Origin of the sequence: Bacillus cereus group sp. Bce019, assembly GCF_051781745.1 — a bacterium.
Taxonomy (GTDB): domain Bacteria; phylum Bacillota; class Bacilli; order Bacillales; family Bacillaceae_G; genus Bacillus_A; species Bacillus_A cereus.
Genome location: NZ_JBPWJX010000021.1, coordinates 61,199 through 80,391, shown reverse-complemented (window position 1 = coordinate 80,391; position 19,193 = coordinate 61,199). Strand labels below are relative to the sequence as shown.

The following is a 19,193-nucleotide window of genomic DNA, read 5'->3' as shown; positions in this document are numbered from 1 at the left end:
GGTTTTCTACTTTTGCTGGAGGCACACTTGGAGGCAAGCATACATTGGCCATCAATTTGAATGGCCATAAAACTAGTTATAGTCCTTCGGATCCTTTTAAAAATATTTTACTTGCTGAATTTAGCAAGTAGGTAAAAAGGAAAAACAGATAAATCTTCCCATAGTTTTTATAGTTAGAAATATATATTTCTGGTTCGAAAAACTTATTCTAAAAAATTTTTGGGGATTTTGGAATTACGGGGGCAAGCCAATGTTATTAAGCTAATAAAACAAAATACTCCCTAAAATAAAAAAATACGCTATTCTTTCTATAGAATCATAGAAAAGGATGGCGTATTTTTAAACTTGGGGTTAAAGAAAGTTCTTAAGTTGATGGACATGTGGCGGTACCCCATCACCATCAAGTTAAAATTTTATAATGCTCCAAAACGAAAAATTTGAGTCTCTTATAGCAATGAAGTTCATTTTATCGTTTTGGGGCAACCTGATCTGGTGATACGCCTTATAGATATTTTTACGTCTTTAATTTTTGTATTGACCTTAAAGTTACTTTAAGGTTTATGCTAAAGACAATTACATAAAAAAGCTTTTTTATGTCTATATATAATTAATCATAAGGTGAGGAAAGTCACATGGGTATATACAATAGAAAAAATTTAGCTTTAGTTTTAGCGTTATCTAATGTATTTATCGTATTTTTAGGAATTGGTCTTGTAGTTCCTGTAATGCCATCTTATATGAGGGCATTACATTTAGGCACTGACACTATGGGATATTTAATTGCTATGTTTGCATTTTTTCAACTATTAACATCTCCTGTTTCCGGAATATGGGTAGATATATTTGGTCGAAAAAAAATGATTATAGCAGGGTTAATTCTATTTTCCTTTTCTGAATTTTTATTTGGAGTTGGAAATCAAATATGGATATTATTTCTTTCTAGAGCACTAGGAGGTGTTAGTGCTGCATGTATGATGCCGGCAGTCACTGCTTTTATAGCTGATACAACATCATTAGAAAACAGAGCAAAAGCATTAGGGTATTTATCGGCAGCTATTAGTACAGGATTCATTATTGGACCTGGTATTGGTGGTTTTATATCTGATTTTGGCATACGTGCACCGTTCTTTTTTGCAGCAGTAATTTCTGGTATCGCTGCGTGTTTTTCAGTATTCATTTTGAAAGAACCTGTATCTAAAGAACAACGAATTAAAATGCAAGATAACAAAATACAAGTTAGTTTTTTAAAGGAAATGAAACAATCTTTTCACCCTTTATATTTTATCCCACTATTACTTGTTTTTGTTTTAGGATGTGGTTTATCAGCTTATGAACATATGTTTAGCTTTGTTGTTGATAAAAAGTTTGGTTTTACACCTAAAGATATATCAATAATTATTTCAGTAAGCGCCATATTAGGAGTAATAGCACAAATCATGTTCTTTGAAAAATTAGTAAAAAAATTTGGTGAGAAAGGAATCATTAAATATAGCTTATTCATAGCCGCTATAATTATAGTTGTATCTACATTTGTCGGTAATTATTGGATGGTCGCGATTTTAACGTTTATCATCTTTTTGGCATTTGATTTACTTCGACCAGCAATTACAACATTACTTTCTAAAATAGCTGGAGAAAATCAAGGATTTATCGGAGGGATGAATTCTACTTATACAAGTCTCGGGAATATAATAGGGCCAGCAACGGGAGGTATTCTACTTAATATAAATGTTAATCTACCATATATTTTTGCAGGATTAATTCTTACTATTGGATTTGGCATAACTGTATACTGGTCCAAATATATAACAAAAAACAACAGAGATACATTTCCAATGCAATCCTAATCTTATTGACAGGTTTCTATTTAAACCCAAACCAGAAAGCTTACGTTTTTATTTAATAAATCCCTTAAGTTGATGGGCATGGGGTCCCGCCAACGAGAAGCGAATTTTGCACGCTAAGCAAAAAAAACAATAAGCTGTACACATGGACAGCTTATTTACATTATTCTCGTTATTGGAAGTTATTTTTAACTTTTCCTGATCCGAAAGAGTCAATCTTTGTTTTGTTCTTCTAATAGTTGAATAACCGTATCTAATTTTTGTTCAACTGAATCTTGCTTTTTGCGATTGTTAGTATGCCGAATTATACGTATAATTCCCCCGAACACTGCACCGATGATTACTAAAATAATAGCAACTCCCATGTAATAAATAGAGTTTTCTAAAGGCATTATTTAGAATCTCCTTTTTCCCTATTTTACCCTTTAAAAGGATTGATATATTGTTTGATTTTGGTTAATATAATACCCTGATTTTTATAAATTAATATATGTATTATCTTATAAAAAAACTCAGCTGGATTTATTCTGATAAGTTTTTTTGTTTATATAATTTATCAATAATTATTCTTTTTTCTCCGGCTGATAGGAAAGAATAACGACACCTGAACTGGTCGTTCTTGTTTCGATCAGTTTTAAAGCCTTTGTATCGTTTCCGGTTTTAAAGAGATGCTTTCCGCTTCCCACGATAACAGGATTGACCATAAAATGATATTCATCAATGAGGTCGTGCTGCATCAATGTCTGTATAAGCTCACCACTACCATAAATTAAAAGGTTCTGACCGGGCTGTTCCTTCAGTTTCGATATTTCTTCTACAATATTCCCCTTGATAAGGTTTGCATTCCATTCGGTTTCTTCCAAAGTTGTTGAAGCAACAAATTTAGGCATGCTGTTCATTTTATCAGCAAAACCCTCTTCATCAGTCATAGAAGGCCAGGCAGCTGCAAAACCTTGATAGGTTACTCGCCCTAGTAGAAGCGCTTCACTTTCAAACAGTAAATCGGATTGAAACTTTGCTACTTCTTCATTGAAATATGGAGCAGTCCAAGCTGTTTCCTCCATGACACCATCTAGTGAGAGGTACATCGATACAATTATTTGTCCCATTTTATTCTCCTTTAGTTTTAAATTGAGATTTTTACATATTGGTAACACAATTATTAATTCTTCAGTTAGAGAAATTCTTCTTTTTTAATAGTTTCGACAAAATGTATTTATGTATGTTTCGGAATAACTCAATATATATTAATAACTTCGAAATATTGTATAACAGATAATTTTTATGCATCATTGATTAGCATTGCTTATTGTGCTAACGAATCCGGATAGTGTGGCGACCGACTAAATAGTTACTTATCCTCAATTATTAGAAGGGAAGTTCTATCATTTCGCGAATTTGTTAGACATAGACGAGCGCTATAATTTTCTATATCTACATAAAGAGGTGACTACGCATGAATCAAAGACCGTCAGAAGAAGAATACGCCGGGAGCTCCGGCGAATATATCCGTTTGGTGCCGGACGGTAACATCATCGACATTCTGCTCGCCCAGGAAAAGCAAATGACCGAGCTCCTGGCATCGTTGACCGAAAGCCAGGCCACATATCGGTATGCGGAAGGAAAATGGATGCTGAAAGAAGTCGTGGGCCACATTGCAGACGCGGAACGAGTCATGACCTACCGCCTGCTCCGGTTCGCAAGAGGAGACCAGACGCCTCTGACCGGTTTCGATCAGGAATTGTTCCTGCCTCCTTTCGGAAGCTGGACAACGGCGCAATTGGCCGAAGACTACCGGGCCGTACGGCAATCAACGATCACATTGCTGCGCGGGCTACCGGCGGAGGCGTGGATCCGCAAGGGGACAGCCAACAACCTAAGCATTACGGCGCGCGCCCTCGCGTACGGCATCGCGGGACACGAACTTCATCACATGGGGGTCATCCGAAATCGGTATTTGAGTTAATCGCCGGCTGAGGCCATTGGAATGGAATTAACACCTCTCATACAACCTTAGATACCGTTCTTATTGGGGTCCCGCCCCACAACCATCAACTTAAGGATTTAGACTATTTTTGAAATTAAAAGCACGTTACTATTCTCTTATGTTAATGAGAAAGGATGACGTGCTTTTTATGAATATGCACCAAAAACAAGAGTTATCTTTATTTGCCGAAGAGCTATATCGATTTTTCTCATTTTGGGGTATTTGTTTTTCTTAGATTGAGGGTGATGGGGCACTACTCTATAATGATTAAATTAAAATTTAAAACAGTTATAGAGACTCCATTCCTCAGAAATATTGTAACTATTAAGTTGTAAAAAGAACCATAGTTTTTCATTTTTGAAAAGGTTATGGTCTTTTTTTATTGTAACAAAGATATGATGCGAGGAAGTTTTTTAGATAAATCAAAAAAACTTGATTAATAAGTTGCATATAGAACTCATCTACGTATATACTATAAACATCAAAAAAAGTTGATGAAGGGAAGTGAACTACAGTGGTACAAGATTTTCAGCTCTATGAGAAAAAATTTAAAGCGTTGGCGGATCAGAAACGTTTAGAAATCATGTATGAACTTTGCCAGCGAGGACAGACGTGTGTATGTGATTTAACAGAAGTTTTTGAAATGACGCAATCTAAATTATCATATCATTTAAAAATTTTATTAGATGCAGGTTTGATTGTAAAAGAAACAAAAGGTACGTGGAGTTATTATGATTTAAATGATGCGGAAGTGAATAATTTATTATCAGAAGAATTGTGCTGTATCTTTAGAAAAACAGGGAAAGGTAGTTGCTGTTAAAATTTTGAGTTATTAATCAAAAAAAATTGATTAACGATATATAAAGAGGAGGAATAAGGTATGAGATATGTTCACGTCGGTATAAACGTTACGAATTTAGAGAAGTCTATTGAATTTTATGAAAAGGTATTTGGTGTATCACCAGTTAAAGTGAAAACAGATTATGCAAAATTTTTATTAGAGACGCCAGGACTTAATTTCACGCTGAACGTGCGAGATGAAGTGAAGGGAAATCAGGTAAATCATTTTGGTTTCCAAGTGGATACAGCTAAAGAAATTACATTGCATAAAGAACGATTAGAAAAAGAAGGTTTCTTCGCGCGTGATGAGATGGATACGACTTGTTGCTATGCAGTACAAGATAAGTTTTGGGTAACGGATCCTGATGGTAATGAGTGGGAGTTCTTTTATACAAAAGCACATAGTGATGTTCATAAAATTGATGATCCATCTTGTTGCACGACTTCAAATGAGGTAGCTAAAAATTCTTGCTGTTAATAGGAGATGGAAAATAAAATGAAACGTTTATCTTTTCTAGACCGATATTTAACACTATGGATTTTTCTAGCGATGGCTGTTGGGATTGGTTTAGGGTTTGTGTTTCCTAGTGTAGTAGACGGACTAAATACATTACAGGTTGGAACGACGTCTATTCCACTTGCTGTTGGTTTAATTGTAATGATGTATCCACCATTAGCGAAAGTTCGCTATGAGGAAATGGGCCGAGTATTTAAAGATGTAAAAGTGTTAGTTCTATCTTTAGTACAAAATTGGATTATTGGTCCGGTACTTATGTTTGTGTTAGCAATTATTTTTCTTCCTGATAAACCAGAATACATGGTTGGTCTCATTATGATTGGGTTAGCACGTTGTATTGCAATGGTCATTGTTTGGAATGACCTTGCTGATGGGGATAAAGAGTATGCGGCAGGTTTAGTTGCTTTTAATTCGGTATTCCAAATGCTCTTTTTCTCAGTTTATGCATACGTATTTGTAACTGTAATTCCAGAATGGTTAGGGATTGAAGGTGCTATTGTCGATATTACAATGATAGAAGTAGCAAAATCAGTATTTATCTATTTGGGAATTCCTTTTATAGCAGGTATGTTGACACGCTTTGTACTAGTTAAATTAAAAGGAAGACAGTGGTATGAAAAGGTGTTTATACCTAAAATTAGTCCACTTACATTACTTGCATTGCTATTTACGATCATCGTTATGTTCTCTTTAAAAGGGGAGATGATTGTTAGCGTACCACTAGATGTAGTAAGAATAGCAATTCCATTACTCATTTATTTTATTGTAATGTTTTTTGTTTCTTTCTTTATGGGAAGAAAAATTGGTGCAAACTATCCGGTAACAACAACATTAGCATTTACAGCAGGTAGTAATAACTTTGAGTTAGCAATTGCTGTAGCAGTTGGTGTGTTTGGTATTCATTCGGGCGCAGCATTCGCTGCTGTTATCGGTCCTTTAGTTGAAGTACCTGTCATGATTGCACTTGTAAACGTTGCTTTTTGGTTTAAACGTAAATATTTTAATGATCAATCAGTCTAAATTTAAAAATAAAGGTGGAAAACAACATGGAAAACAAAAAGACAATCTATTTCTTATGTACAGGAAATTCATGCCGAAGCCAAATGGCAGAAGCGTGGGGTAAACAATATTTAGGGGATAAGTGGAATGTGTATTCTGCAGGAATCGAAGCACATGGAGTAAATCCAAACGCAATTAAAGCAATGAACGAAGTAAATATTGACATAACAAATCAAACATCAGATATAATTGATGCAAACATTTTAAATAGCGCTGATTTAGTCGTTACGCTTTGTAGTCATGCGGATGCTGTATGCCCATCTACTCCGCCGCATGTGAATCGTGTTCATTGGGGATTTGATGATCCAGCAGGAAAAGAATGGTCTGAATTTCAACGTGTGCGTGATGAAATTGGAGAACGTATAAAGCGATTTTCTGAAACAGGGGAATAAATAAAGGAAAGAGTCAATCTTCTATTGTGTTGGAGATTGGCTCTTTTTTATTATGTATTTCATTTACTTATCGCATCGCTTTAAAACCACTCTTAGGAGTAATACAGAATATTATGTGAAGATGGTAAAGTTTCATTTTATAATTTTTCATCTTATTAAAAGTTGATTTGTTAGAAAGGGCAATCATTTATTGATATAATGAATGGATGCGTGGCAGGAAATAGATAGAAAGATACTGCTAGTAATTTATACTTAAAATGTAGGGAGATTGAACAGAGTTATGGGGAATGAAAAAGAAATTAGTTCCGCTAAATTGATATGGAAGATGACGCGCCCGCATACATTAACGGCGACGTTTTCTCCTGTAATTTTAGGGACAGTGGCATCACTTTATGTTGCCAAAATTGATTGGCTGTTATTTATTGCGATGATGGCTGCATGTTTAGCATTGCAAATAGCAACGAATTTATTTAATGAGTACTATGATTTCAAACGTGGATTAGATACAGCTGATTCTGTTGGCATCGGTGGCGGAATTGTCCGTCATGGATTGAAACCAAAAAATGTTTTAACAGTTGCGCTTTTATTATATGTCGTAGCAGCAATTATTGGAGTTTATATTTGTATGAATAGCAGCTGGTGGTTAGTCGTCATCGGTTTAATTGGAATGGCGGTTGGCTATTTATATACAGGCGGTCCATTACCAATTGCGTACACCCCGTTTGGAGAATTAGTTTCTGGATTGTTAATGGGAACATGTTTTGTACTCATTGCTTTCTTTATTCAAACGAATACTGTAACGATTGAAAGTGTATTGATTTCCATTCCAATTGGAATTTTAGTAGGTGCAATCAATATGTCGAATAACATCCGAGATATCGAAGAAGATATTAAAGGTGGAAGAAAGACATTAGTAATCCTCCTTGGGAGAGAAAAAGCTGTGGTAACACTAGCGATAGCCTTTTTCATTGCGTATTTCTGGATTGCCGTAATTGTATTAATGGGTTATATAAGCCCTTGGGCACTAGTTATGTTCCTAGGTTTGAGAAAGCCAATTTCTGCGATTCAAAGTTTCCAAAAAGGGGCAAAGGATCCTGGGTATATGCGCATCGCAATGAAATCAACAGCGATGACAAATACGATTTTTGGCTTCTTATTATCAGCAGGATTATTAATTAGTTATTTGTTTTAAATGAAAAATATTGTTAAGTAACTTAACCCCAGTTTCTCAATTTTAATATAGAGAGATTGGGGTTTTTATTTTGACTTTGTTTCATGTTAAAAACAGTTTCATTTGAAATGCAAATACCAATAAATTGCAACTTCATCATTTTCAATATCCAAACCTTTATAAACAAGAAAATCAAACCCACCAATTACAAATCCGCATTTTTCATAGAACTTACATGCTGTGACATTATTATTTTGCGTTTCAAGCATGATACCTGGCATATTGCCTTTTTTTGCCCACTGCTTTGCTTGATCAACTAATCTTTTACCAACTCCGAGTGTACGATATTTTTTATCTACCGTTATATCTTCTATGTAAGCATAGTGGTTCCAATTCTTTTTTAATACCATTAATCCAATGATTTGGTTATGTAACAGAGCTATGTAAATGACTTGATTAGGTTTATTTATATATTTATTGTAAGCCAGTTCTTCATTATCATCTTGATTTTGTAAATAACTTTTTTCATAACTTGGAACGTCTTCTACTGTATATTCTATGCGTCTATTTCCTTTGGAAAGAGAAAGAATTAACCGAGCATTCACTATAAAACTGTCATCAATCTCCGGGAGATTATCTAAATCATTTGTTTCTAACTCTCTAATTACAAGGTTCATCGGAGTACCTCCACATAATAATATTTCTTCTAGTTCTTCATTTGGTTCAAATGAATTCCAATTACAAAATTATAATGGAATTTCAATAGTACGGCTATCTTTGTATTTTATCTTTATACCGGCATGCTGTTATCTTGATGTAAAATATTGTTTAGAAAGAGTAGTATTTTTTATTTTGGATGTATATCCAGTTTTCAAATTTAACTGTAGTAGAGAAACAAATATTTTTTTAAAGAGTGGATGCAATACGCTATTCTTTAACTAATTTCGACATTATCTGCATTTTATCTTCACCTTCCTCTATTAATCTATTTATTGTAAATATCAGCTGAAGTTAATGTTTAGCTGCATAAATAATGAATATGAAAATGAGTAGGGAAAGGATCGAAACATAATGAAAGAATCACAAAATAAGAAAAAAACAAATGTAGTAACGAAGGCAATACTATCTCTAGTAGTTGTTTTAGCAACGACCTTTTTTACGTTTTTTTTAATAGGGAAATGGAACTCTATCCCAGCGAAAGGGGTAGCTAATGAAAGTATTCAGCTAGCTAATACGCAACAACAAGAAAAGAAAAAGGACACATCGCTGGCAAAACAGAAAAGACCTGATGGAAAACCAGTAGGAAGGGTTGTTTATTTAACATTTGATGACGGTCCTAGCGAATTAACTGGGAAATTTTTAGATGTACTAAAAGAGCAACATGTTTCTTCGACATTTTTTATGCAAGGTAGCAATTTACAGAATACTGGTTTTCAGGAAAATGTAAAACGAGCAGTAAAAGAAGGACATTATATTGGTGCACATAGTATGACACATAATAGTGATAAGCTATACAAAAAAGGACAATTTGTAACGGAGATGAAAGAAACGTTAGCTCTTATTCATAATATTACAGGTACAACTCCTAAACTAGTCCGTCCCCCATATGGATCTGCACCAGGATTAAAGGGGCAGGACATTCGTAACAAAATTGTAGAAGCAGGAATAAAAGTTTGGGATTGGACGATAGATTCAAATGATTGGAAATTAAAAGGTAACCCACAGCAAATTATAGAAAATGTAAAGCGTACAACAACAGAAGATGTGGAAGTAGTTCTAATGCATGAAAAACTACAGACATTACAAGCGCTTCCGGAAATTATTAAATTTTATAAGGAAAAAGGATATGAATTCGGGGTATACAATGAAGCGGATCATTTTCAACTAAACTTCCAGAAAGATCAACGTCTATAGTATAAACATAATTATTTTAAAAGGTGTTTTCCATTACTAAATCAATAACTAAGCCAAAAGTCGATTTCTTATTTTATAAAGAAATCGGCTCTTTCGTTTATGTATTACGTTACAAGAGTTTCCTTATTTTCTTCGGAATGTCCTTTTTAGAAATGTATGCAACAGAGTCTTTATAGTAAGAGTATTTTGTTGGGGGTAATCAAAAACACGTATATTAAAATATAAAAATTCACCTTAATACTAAAGGATACATGACAACGCTTCCTATAAATTCTTCTCAATAATTGAAAATAAAATCAATCCAGATTATTATATTGTTATTGTAATTATAAATGTAATTACATTTTATTGAAGGAGGATACAAAGATGAAAAACTCAAAAGGCTCTATTGAATCAGAGATAAGCAAAGCAATTACTCACTGGGAAAAGGACTACCTAGGACGCGGGTCTATATCCGTTAAGACAGATATATTACGGGATATGATTATCGTAAATTTACAAGGTATTTTAACGCCGGCTGAATATACGGTTTGCGAAACAAAAGACGGTATGCTAACGATAAAGAAAAATCGTTCGGAGCTAGTTGAATCTGGAATTGACGATTTGAAAGAGATCATACTAGAATTAACTGGAGAAAAAGTGAAAAGTTTTCATACGGATATAAGTTCGCGTACAGGTGAGCGAGTAATGATTTTTAAATTGTTTCATAATCTTGAGGAAAAGTTTTAAAAATTAAAACCATCGTAGGGTTAGTGGGAGATAATTAAGAAACCTAAAAGTTTTGCACTTTATTTATATTTATTAACATGATAATAATTAAAAACTTGAAATTATTTACGTGTACTGAATTTTAATTGAAATAACGCTCAAAAAACTGATAAATAAATTGACAAATTGCTTAATATAGTTTATCTTATAATTGTTTTAAAAAATTAATAGATGCTTATTTTAAATGTTTGCTATAATTAAGGCTTTAGCATTTTTTTAATATATAATATTGACTAAATGAAAAAGTTTCTTAATTGAAAGATAGCGCATAACATAAATTAATATATTGATTGCATAATCTAGGAGATCAGAGATATACTGTTATTTTTAATAGGAGTAATACATACATTACTATCCTCTATAAAATGGGAGCTCTTCAAAAAACTTTATTGAAGTTAGTTGAAGTGAAACCGACAATCTCCATAATTCAATGATGATATAAAATCATTGAATTATGGAAGTTGTCGGTTTTTTTTATGGAAAAAACGATGTACTAAAAAGAGTGAGTGAAAATTGAAATTAAAAAAACTATCGTAATGAAAAGGAATTTTTATAGGTTATTTTCGCTTAGAAGGGAGTATTTAACATGTTAATTTCGCTGAGTTCATCAACACTGTTAACTTTATTTTTTATGGCGCTTAGTGCTTCTTGGCTAAGTGGATTATTATTTTTAAATGCAAGGATACCTTTACGTTTTGTTCATATCCATATTGGTATCGCTGCTTTACCTTCATTGGTTTCTTTACTCGCACTTGTGAATAACAATGGAGATAGAGTTGTGGGGCCTTGGCATCTAGATACTTTAGCTTGGTTAATGGCTTTCTTTGTTCTTACAATTGGTTTAATCATTCAGCGTTTCTCTGTACGTTATTTAATGGGAGATCGCTCATATCGAAAATACTTTGCACTTTTTACATTTACTACAGGTGTATCTTCGGTTGCATGGTTAAGTGATGATCTTCGCTTAATGCTCATTTGTTGGGGAGCAACGCTTATAGGATTGGTTCTACTTATAGGGCTAAATAAAGGGTGGAAAGTAGTTAGTGAAGCAACTAAAATCTCTGGCTACCTATTTACAATAAGTTGGATTGCCTTACTATCAGCTATCATTTGGCTTTTTCAAGTAACAGGACAGTGGCAGTTAACATCAGTTTTAACGAATGAAAATGTAGTGCTACATGGAACATTGGAGAGAACAGGAATTAACTTATTAATTATATTAGCGGTGATGATTCCAGCAGCACAATGGCCTTTTCAAAGATGGTTAATTGAGTCTGCTGTTGCTCCAACTCCTGTTTCTGCTATTATGCATGCGGGTTTAGTAAATGCTGGCGGTATCATGTTAACTAGATTTTCACCTCTTTTTCATGATGATATTGCACAAATAATTTTACTAATTTTCTCTAGTATTTCTATCTTAATAGGTACAGGAATTAGTTTAGTCCAAGTTGATTATAAACGTCAGCTAGTAGGTTCAACTATTGCACAAATGGGATTTATGCTTATTCAATGTGCATTAGGCGCCTATTTAGCGGCTATTATTCATTTAATTTTACATGGTTTGTTTAAAGCTACACTATTTTTACAAGCTGGTTCTTCCGTGCAACGTTTTGGGGTAGTGAATCAGTCTAATGAAAAGATGTCCAATTTATGGATTATAGTTGGGCGAGTTTTAGGATTATTTATAGCAATTGCTTTCTGGTTTATGACTTCTGGAGAGGGGTATCAACTAGTTAGTGCGTTAATCTTAGGCTGGTCACTATACTTTTCGTGGAAACAACTTGTTGTTTTTGGAGAGGGAAGAATGGGACGGATTGCTGGCTTAATTGTTTTGATTGGAGTTTCTCTCATTTACTATACCGTTCATAATTCTCTTTATAAATGGTTGCATACTGATATTTATCAAAGTGTTCAACCTTCAGCTCCAGCCGTTATCTTTGTTATATGTATTTTACTATTTAGTAGTGTTATTAGTACTTTCGTTACTCGTCATCAATCTTCTACTTTATTCGCTGTACTTTATCTTTGGTTAGTTCGAGTAGGTGAGGCGAGACGAAAGTCAGTAGAAAGTCACCCAAGCTATCTGAAACATTATGTATCAAAGGGAGGTAATTCGTGATGAGCATACCGTCAATATTAAAGAAAGATACAAACATTGATATGCAAGAAAATAATATAAATGATTTAGTTGCATCTGCTAGCCGAGTTATTGCGCCACTTTGGCCTATCTCTACGTTTGCAGCTCACCACCCTTGGATGGGACTTGAAAAGCAATCATTTGAACAAGTCGCAAATTGGTTAAAAGAAGCTCGTAATGTGGATATTTATCCTAGTGCCTCCATGATTCATTCGGCAAAAGCGAAAGGTGAGATTGAGGAATCATTTTTACAAATGAGTTTGTCTCGTTGGCTGGATTCACAATCTTTTCATATTCCGCGAGAGAAAGCAGAGCGATTTTGCCAAGCAGCTTTAAAGTTAGAAAAATTACCTTCTAGTCTATTATCATCGCCAGAAGTAAATAAATTGGCAGAAGAAATGAATTATATAAATACAGCAAGTATGCAAGCCTCTGTTATGCAGCCAATAAGTTCGCTTATAGAGAGTCAAAATAGTGAAAACCTATCTGATGTTCTTAATTATCATATCATTAAATGGTGTAAATTATATCTTGATGAATCCGGATCAAATTGGACGATGCCAAATCGAGAGAAAGGTTTTTATCGTGCATGGCAACACCTTATTAAATTTGATCCAGCGTTCAGTAAAAATGAGCGTAAAGTTTTAAAAGATTGGCCACAAGATGCCGAAGTAGCTTTAGCGAGAGCATTATCTGAACTAGGAATTTCTAAATCTAACATACAATCTTACCTTGAAGGGCACTTACTTTCTTTGCCTGGGTGGGCAGGAATGATACGATGGCGCTCACAACAATCAATTCAGGAACAGGAACTTCTCATAGAATATTTAGCAGTTCGAATTTCTATGGAGCTGGCTATTGTAAAACCCTATTTACCTTTAAAAAATCAAAAGGTTGAGAAAAAAGTTTCGATCGTCCCACTTATAGCTTCTTGGATCTATTGGGGGAATATTTCAACACGGGAATGGTTACAAATGCCTGCTACTGAACAAAGTGAATTATTAGTATTCGCTTATCGTTTTGATGAAAATATTCGCAAGAAACTTTGGCTGGAAGCTTGGGAACAAACGCATGCAGAGCAATTAAGGGAGAAGATTGCTTCTACACAACGTGCAACCAATGATAAAAAGCGTGTATTAGCTCAATTAGCATTCTGTATTGATGTACGTTCAGAACCGTTTCGTCGCCATCTTGAAAAATTAGGTCCGTTTGAAACATTTGGAATAGCTGGTTTCTTTGGGTTACCAATTGCAACTAGTGAACTAGGTAGTAATAACAACCATCCTTCTTTGCCAGTTATACTCAAACCGAAACATCAAATAAAAGAGCTCACAAATGAAAATGAACTTAAATCTTATGAGCAACGTAAGAGGGTAGGCAGTTCGGTCCGTTATACTTTTAAAACGATGAAACAGAACGTAATGACAAGTATGGCGCTACCTGAGTTAAGTGGTCCTTTATTTGGTCTACAGATGGTGACAAGAAGCTTTGTTCCAAGAGGAGTTGGTGGTTTCATTCGTAAACTTCGTAAAACTATGTTACAAAAACCTGATACAACATTCTCGCTTAATCATGTTCATGACACAAAGGGTGAGATACCTATCGGTTTTACGAAAGAAGAAAAAGTGAACTATGTGCGTCAAGCTTTAAAAATGGTGGGACTGACAGAAAAATTTGCTCCTTTAGTTGTAATGTGCGGACATAGTAGTCAAAGTACGAACAACCCTTATGCTGCAGCACTTGAGTGTGGTGCTTGTGGCGGAGCAGCAGGAGGATTCAATGCAAGAGTTTTTGCTACTTTATGTAATCTTCCAGAAGTGAGAGAGGCGTTGTTTGCTGAAGGTATTAAAATTCCTGAGGATACCATTTTTGCAGCAGCTGAACATAAAACAACAGTGGACGAATTGGAATGGATTTACGTCCCAGAACTTTCGGAAACTGCGCAAGAAGCATTTGATTGTATCGAATCGATTATGCCAAATGTGAGCCAACATGCAAATAGAGAGCGTTTAACGCAATTACCAAATTTTAAAACGAAAATAAAAAATGCGAGTAAAGAGGCACATCGATTTGCAGAAGATTGGAGTGAAATACGTCCAGAATGGGGATTAGCTCGTAATGCATCTTTTATTATCGGGCAACGAGAATTAACTCAGGATTGTGACTTAGAAGGTAGGGCTTTCCTTCATAATTATGATTGGAAACAGGATGAAAGTGGCGATATATTAGCTAACATTATTGCAGGACCAGGAACAGTAGCTCAGTGGATAAATCTACAATATTACGCTTCAACTGTAGCTCCTCATTATTATGGTAGTGGAAACAAAACAACCCAAACTGTAACCGCGGGTCTAGGTGTTATGCAGGGAAATGCAAGTGATTTGTTGCCAGGCTTACCTTGGCAATCCGTTATGCAGTCAGATAGTGAGACGTATCATTCACCACTTCGTTTACTAATTGTAATTCAAGCGCCTAGTCAATATATAGAACGTTTGCTAAATAATGATTTCACATTTCGAGAAAAAGTTCAAAATGGATGGGTTAGACTTGCAAGTGTTGATCCAGAGGGACACTGGAAAAACTGGTAACAATCATGTAATACATAATCAACTATTGTTACTAGCTTAAAAGTTTCATAAATACAATAATGAAGAAGGAGTGCTCCATATGAATTCAAAGAATAAAAAAGTTTTATTGTTAACAGACATTAAACATGAAATAGAGCCTATTATCCAACAAGTAACTAACATTCAACAAGAAAACATGTTGACTATACACAGCTACGATTCTGTAATTGTACATCCTTATGGAGATATAATGAGATCTATTATTATTGCTATTTATCAAGAAAATGTTGAAGAAATTTTTGTTGTAGGAATAGAGGATAAAGAAACAGATGTAGTTAATCTACAAATTCAACGTGATTCCATAAAAAATAACAGGGAAATAGACTATCTCTTTGAAAATTGCATGCCTGAATTTTCAAGTGATAGCCTCCATGAATGGCTAAGTGGAAAAGAAAATGTTAGTGAAAATATTGAGAAGAGTATAGATATGATTCGTCATCATCCACTAGTACCGTCTGATGTTAAAGTTCATGGTTTCAAGATTGATAGAACAGGGGAAAAAGAAACGGTTGTTAAAGTTTCTACTAATAAGATAGTTGAAAAAGTTAACTAATTTATTAAAGACAAATAAATTCTTATGTATAAATCGCTGTTGTATAATAAAATTTATTATGTTTTAAAAATCAGAAGGGATAGCCATGCAAAATAAAATTATTGTTATGTTTCAAAAAGATTTTCGTTTATATGATAACCCAGCTCTATTTGAGGCTGTTCAGTCTGGTGAGGTTCTTCCTGTATATATACAAGAGGAAACTTTTTCAATAGGAAGTGCGTCAAAGTGGTGGTTGCACCATGCTGTAATAGATGTAAAGAAGCAACTTGAGGCATTGGGCTCTACTTTAATAATTCGTAAAGGACGTACGGAGGAAGAAATACTTTCTCTCATAGAGCAATTAGATATAACGGCTGTATATTGGAATATTTGTTATGATCCGGACAGATTACAATCTAATCAAAAAATGAAAATGATGTTAGAGGATAAAGGTATTATCTGTAAAGAATTTAATTCGCATTTATTATTAGAACCGTGGATTATTAAAAAGAAAGATAACACTGAATATAAGGTGTTTACGCCTTTTTACAATGCATTTCAAAAGCAGGTAATACCTAAACCTTTTAGCAGAGTGCAGAGTATAAAGTGGGGAAACTCTTTACCAGCAAGCTTATCTGTTTCAGAATTACACTTGTTGCCGACTATACCTTGGACATCTCATATGGAAGTAATATGGGATCCGACAGAAGAAGGGGCATATAAAACATTCAAGAAATTTTTCTCTAGTAAATTAGTCTCTTATAGTGAAGGAAGAGATTTTCCAGGTCAAAATGTCCATTCGATGTTGGCACCGTATCTTTCATTCGGTCAAATATCAGTAAAGCTAATGTTTCATTACTTAATAAATAAAAGTACCGAAAGACAATGTAGTCTTTTTGAAAAACAAGTTAATAGCTTTATACGTCAATTAATTTGGCGAGAGTTTTCTTATTATTTACTATATCATTATCCATTTACAGTATATAAACCTCTTAATAAGAGCTTTGAAAATTTCCCGTGGGATAAGGAAGAGGAGTTATTAAGAGTATGGCAAAAGGGGAAAACGGGTTATCCGTTTATTGATGCGGGAATGCGAGAACTATGGCAAACAGGTTTTATGCATAACCGGGCAAGAATGGCTGTAGCCTCTTTTCTTGTAAAGCATTTGTTAATTCCGTGGCAAGAAGGAGCAAAATGGTTTATGGATACACTACTAGATGCTGATATTGCAAATAATACAATGGGATGGCAATGGGTTGCTGGAAGTGGAGCAGATGCATCACCGTACTTTCGTATTTTTAACCCAATCACACAAGGAGAAAAGTTTGATAAAAATGGAGAGTATATAAGAAGATGGGTACCAGAATTAAGAGATATCCCAAACAAATATATACATAAGCCTTGGGAAGCACCTGAGCATATTTTACAAAAATCCAATATAAAACTTGGGGATACATATCCTTTTCCGATTGTTGATCATAAGGCAGCACGGGAGAGAGCCCTTTGTGCATATAAAAGTATGAAAGAATTTGTATGAAATAGGTTAAACAATATGTATTTTGAATTTTAATATTAGAATTTTATCCATTACAAGGACATACTAATCATATAAAGTTTCTATAATCTTCTAGTAAAAAGGAGAATGTTTATGAAAAAATCTAGTATTATAGTATTTTTACTAACATATGGTTTGTTTTATGTTTCTAGTGTTTTATTCCCTATTGATCGTACTTGGTATGATGCGTTAGAAAAGCCGTCTTGGACACCATCTGGTATGACAATCGGAATGATATGGGCTGTATTATTTGGACTTATTGCATTATCAGTTGCAATTATTTACAACAACTATGGATTCAAGCCAAAAACATTTTGGTTTATTTTCCTTTTAAATTATATGTTCAATCAAGCGTTCAGCTACTTTCAATTTAGTGAAAAAAATTTATTTTTAGCAACAGTAGATTGTTTACTAGTCGCTATTACTACGTTACTTCTCATTATGTTTTCTTCCAATTTATCTAAAGTATCGGCATGGTTGCTAATCCCATATTTTTTATGGTCTGCATTTGCTACATATTTATCTTGGACAATTTATAGTATAAATTAAAGACGTAAATGAAAACTTGAGCACAATGAAAATGCTCGAGTTTTTATGTTTATTAATGATAATCTAAAGTATAGAATATACACATCTTAGGGAGGTCATATGTGTGAAGAAATGGATAAAAATTGTTCTGTACTCTGTATTAGGTATTTTAATGATCGGAAGTATTACTTTTTTAACTTGGTCTCAGTTTACTTATAAACCAACGAAAGAGGCTTTGTCTTTAGTAGATGATAAAAAAGATGAAGATTATATAGTTTTTGGAGAGAAAGATGCAAAAATAGGAGTTATTTTTTATCAAGGAGCTAAAGTAGAAGCCGAGGCTTATAGTTACTTAGGAGAAGCTCTTGCAAAAGATGGGCATTTTGTAGTAATGCCTAAGTTACCATTAAACTTAGCGATATTTGGAATAAATGAGGTAGATAGTGTAATTGAACAGTATCCTGAAGTTCAAAAATGGTATGTTGCGGGGCATTCAATGGGCGGAGCTATGATTTCTAGGTATGCCTTTCAACATGAAGAAAAGGTAGACGGGATTATTTTCTTAGGTTCGTATCCTGCAGATGACTTCTCTACTAAGTCGATTCCGATGTTATCAATTTACGGGGAAGTAGATGCTTTAGCAACTGTAGAAAAAATAGAGAACAATAAAAAGTTAATGTCAAAGAATACAACTATGCACATGATAAAAGGGGGCAATCATGCTCATTTTGGCATGTATGGCGAGCAAAAAGGTGACAATGCGAGTTTAATTACGCCAAAAGCACAACGAGATGAAACAGTGAAAGTAATTGAAGAATGGTTATTGAAACAATGATAACGAATTTAATAAATCTACCGAAAGAATTCTCCTAGCGGTAGATGTGAGAGAGAATAAAGAGCCAAATCGTACGAATTGGCTCTTTTATTTATTTGCTATCTCCAATTGTCCCCTTATTTTCTCTGGAATATCCTCTTTAGAAATAATATCGTAAGAATACACATACTTTCCTTTCACATGAATTTTTAAGTAAGTTTTTCTTATAAAATCATTAGGCGTGTTCGTTCCAACATTATATTCTTTTTCATTGCTTAATTCATCAACAGCTTTTAGTGAGTACATAGCTTTTCCTTTTTGATGATAATCCGGAACACCATATCCTTTCGCAACGGCATATACATTTTTTTCTTCAGCAATCGGATTAAATCTGTCTAAATCCCCGCGTAATATGAAAGGTAGTAAGTATATAGGAAGGCCTATTCCTAATATGCAAATTACAAACTTCTTCATGGTCATTTCTCCTCTTGTTCATTTACAGGATTCA

General features: G+C 34.1%; 19 protein-coding genes and 1 pseudogene. 16 read left to right on the top strand and 4 right to left on the bottom strand.

Features of this window, described 5'->3' with window-relative positions; genetic code table 11:
* Positions 1 to 131: pseudogene (locus tag ACS2QP_RS22890) on the top strand (serine hydrolase domain-containing protein); the annotation flags it as partial.
* 501 nt (positions 132 to 632) lie between these two features.
* The gene (locus ACS2QP_RS22885) at positions 633 to 1,847 is read left to right on the top strand and encodes an MFS transporter (RefSeq protein WP_438882892.1); all 1,215 of its coding nucleotides are present in this window, start codon (positions 633 to 635) and stop codon (positions 1,845 to 1,847) included.
* 209 nt (positions 1,848 to 2,056) lie between these two features.
* On the opposite strand, the gene ACS2QP_RS22880 is transcribed toward ACS2QP_RS22885, so the two are convergent.
* Entirely contained in the window at positions 2,057 to 2,236 is a 180-nt protein-coding gene (locus tag ACS2QP_RS22880) for a DUF4083 family protein (protein WP_001127750.1), read from the bottom strand.
* Between the two features lie 171 nt (positions 2,237 to 2,407).
* The gene (locus ACS2QP_RS22875) at positions 2,408 to 2,953 is read right to left on the bottom strand and encodes a dihydrofolate reductase family protein (protein ID WP_438882891.1); all 546 of its coding nucleotides are present in this window, start codon (positions 2,951 to 2,953) and stop codon (positions 2,408 to 2,410) included.
* Between the two features lie 347 nt (positions 2,954 to 3,300).
* Between ACS2QP_RS22875 and ACS2QP_RS22870 the strand changes: the two genes are divergently transcribed.
* The 6 genes from ACS2QP_RS22870 (at position 3,301) to menA (ending at position 7,831) form a co-directional block, all read left to right on the top strand.
* Positions 3,301 to 3,810: a DinB family protein gene (locus ACS2QP_RS22870; protein ID WP_078421393.1), complete on the top strand. Its 510-nt coding sequence runs from the start codon at positions 3,301 to 3,303 to the stop codon at positions 3,808 to 3,810.
* A gap of 535 nt (positions 3,811 to 4,345) precedes the next feature.
* Positions 4,346 to 4,651, top strand: coding sequence for an arsenical resistance operon transcriptional regulator ArsR (gene arsR / locus ACS2QP_RS22865; protein WP_002182884.1), 306 nt, complete (start codon positions 4,346 to 4,348; stop codon positions 4,649 to 4,651).
* 60 nt (positions 4,652 to 4,711) lie between these two features.
* On the top strand, positions 4,712 to 5,149 hold the full coding sequence (locus ACS2QP_RS22860; RefSeq protein ID WP_438882890.1) for an ArsI/CadI family heavy metal resistance metalloenzyme: 438 nt from the start codon (positions 4,712 to 4,714) through the stop codon (positions 5,147 to 5,149).
* Between the two features lie 18 nt (positions 5,150 to 5,167).
* Complete coding sequence (gene arsB, locus ACS2QP_RS22855) at positions 5,168 to 6,208, top strand: ACR3 family arsenite efflux transporter (RefSeq protein WP_048555279.1); 1,041 nt, start codon at positions 5,168 to 5,170, stop codon at positions 6,206 to 6,208.
* 26 nt (positions 6,209 to 6,234) lie between these two features.
* Positions 6,235 to 6,639: an arsenate reductase (thioredoxin) gene (gene arsC, locus ACS2QP_RS22850; protein WP_000428353.1), complete on the top strand. Its 405-nt coding sequence runs from the start codon at positions 6,235 to 6,237 to the stop codon at positions 6,637 to 6,639.
* A 280-nt stretch (positions 6,640 to 6,919) separates the two neighbouring features.
* Positions 6,920 to 7,831 carry a 1,4-dihydroxy-2-naphthoate polyprenyltransferase gene (gene menA, locus ACS2QP_RS22845; protein WP_438882889.1) on the top strand — a complete coding sequence of 304 codons (912 nt, stop codon included), beginning with the start codon at positions 6,920 to 6,922 and terminating at the stop codon, positions 7,829 to 7,831.
* A 98-nt stretch (positions 7,832 to 7,929) separates the two neighbouring features.
* Here the strand turns inward: menA and satA are convergent, their stop codons facing one another.
* Entirely contained in the window at positions 7,930 to 8,487 is a 558-nt protein-coding gene (gene satA / locus ACS2QP_RS22840) for a streptothricin N-acetyltransferase SatA (RefSeq protein ID WP_326263988.1), read from the bottom strand.
* Positions 8,488 to 8,881: 394 nt separating this feature from the next.
* On the opposite strand from satA, the gene ACS2QP_RS22835 reads away from it, so the two are divergent.
* The 8 genes from ACS2QP_RS22835 to ACS2QP_RS22800 all read left to right on the top strand — a co-directional run bounded on the left by ACS2QP_RS22835 (position 8,882) and on the right by ACS2QP_RS22800 (position 18,706).
* Complete coding sequence (locus tag ACS2QP_RS22835) at positions 8,882 to 9,724, top strand: polysaccharide deacetylase family protein (protein ID WP_000665161.1); 843 nt, start codon at positions 8,882 to 8,884, stop codon at positions 9,722 to 9,724.
* 366 nt (positions 9,725 to 10,090) lie between these two features.
* Positions 10,091 to 10,453 carry a DUF2294 domain-containing protein gene (locus tag ACS2QP_RS22830; protein WP_000798158.1) on the top strand — a complete coding sequence of 121 codons (363 nt, stop codon included), beginning with the start codon at positions 10,091 to 10,093 and terminating at the stop codon, positions 10,451 to 10,453.
* Between the two features lie 625 nt (positions 10,454 to 11,078).
* Entirely contained in the window at positions 11,079 to 12,611 is a 1,533-nt protein-coding gene (locus tag ACS2QP_RS22825; RefSeq protein ID WP_153581853.1) for an NADH dehydrogenase subunit 5, read from the top strand.
* Positions 12,611 to 15,217 (top strand): DUF2309 domain-containing protein, encoded by a 2,607-nt coding sequence (locus tag ACS2QP_RS22820; RefSeq protein ID WP_332284282.1) that lies wholly within the window; start codon positions 12,611 to 12,613, stop codon positions 15,215 to 15,217. The genes ACS2QP_RS22825 and ACS2QP_RS22820 overlap by 1 nt, the downstream gene beginning before the upstream one ends.
* Before the next feature lie 79 nt (positions 15,218 to 15,296).
* Positions 15,297 to 15,809, top strand: a complete 513-nt coding sequence (locus ACS2QP_RS22815) for a carbonic anhydrase (RefSeq protein WP_153581851.1) — start codon at positions 15,297 to 15,299, stop codon at positions 15,807 to 15,809.
* A gap of 85 nt (positions 15,810 to 15,894) precedes the next feature.
* Entirely contained in the window at positions 15,895 to 17,325 is a 1,431-nt protein-coding gene (locus ACS2QP_RS22810) for a cryptochrome/photolyase family protein (RefSeq protein ID WP_153581850.1), read from the top strand.
* Between the two features lie 111 nt (positions 17,326 to 17,436).
* Positions 17,437 to 17,892 (top strand): TspO/MBR family protein, encoded by a 456-nt coding sequence (locus ACS2QP_RS22805; RefSeq protein WP_000749751.1) that lies wholly within the window; start codon positions 17,437 to 17,439, stop codon positions 17,890 to 17,892.
* A 103-nt stretch (positions 17,893 to 17,995) separates the two neighbouring features.
* Positions 17,996 to 18,706, top strand: coding sequence for an alpha/beta hydrolase (locus ACS2QP_RS22800; RefSeq protein ID WP_438882888.1), 711 nt, complete (start codon positions 17,996 to 17,998; stop codon positions 18,704 to 18,706).
* A gap of 87 nt (positions 18,707 to 18,793) precedes the next feature.
* On the opposite strand, the gene ACS2QP_RS22795 is transcribed toward ACS2QP_RS22800, so the two are convergent.
* A complete protein-coding gene (locus ACS2QP_RS22795; protein ID WP_065382364.1) occupies positions 18,794 to 19,159 on the bottom strand; it encodes a YxeA family protein in 366 nt (121 codons plus the stop codon).
* Between the last annotated feature and the right edge of the window lie 34 nt (positions 19,160 to 19,193).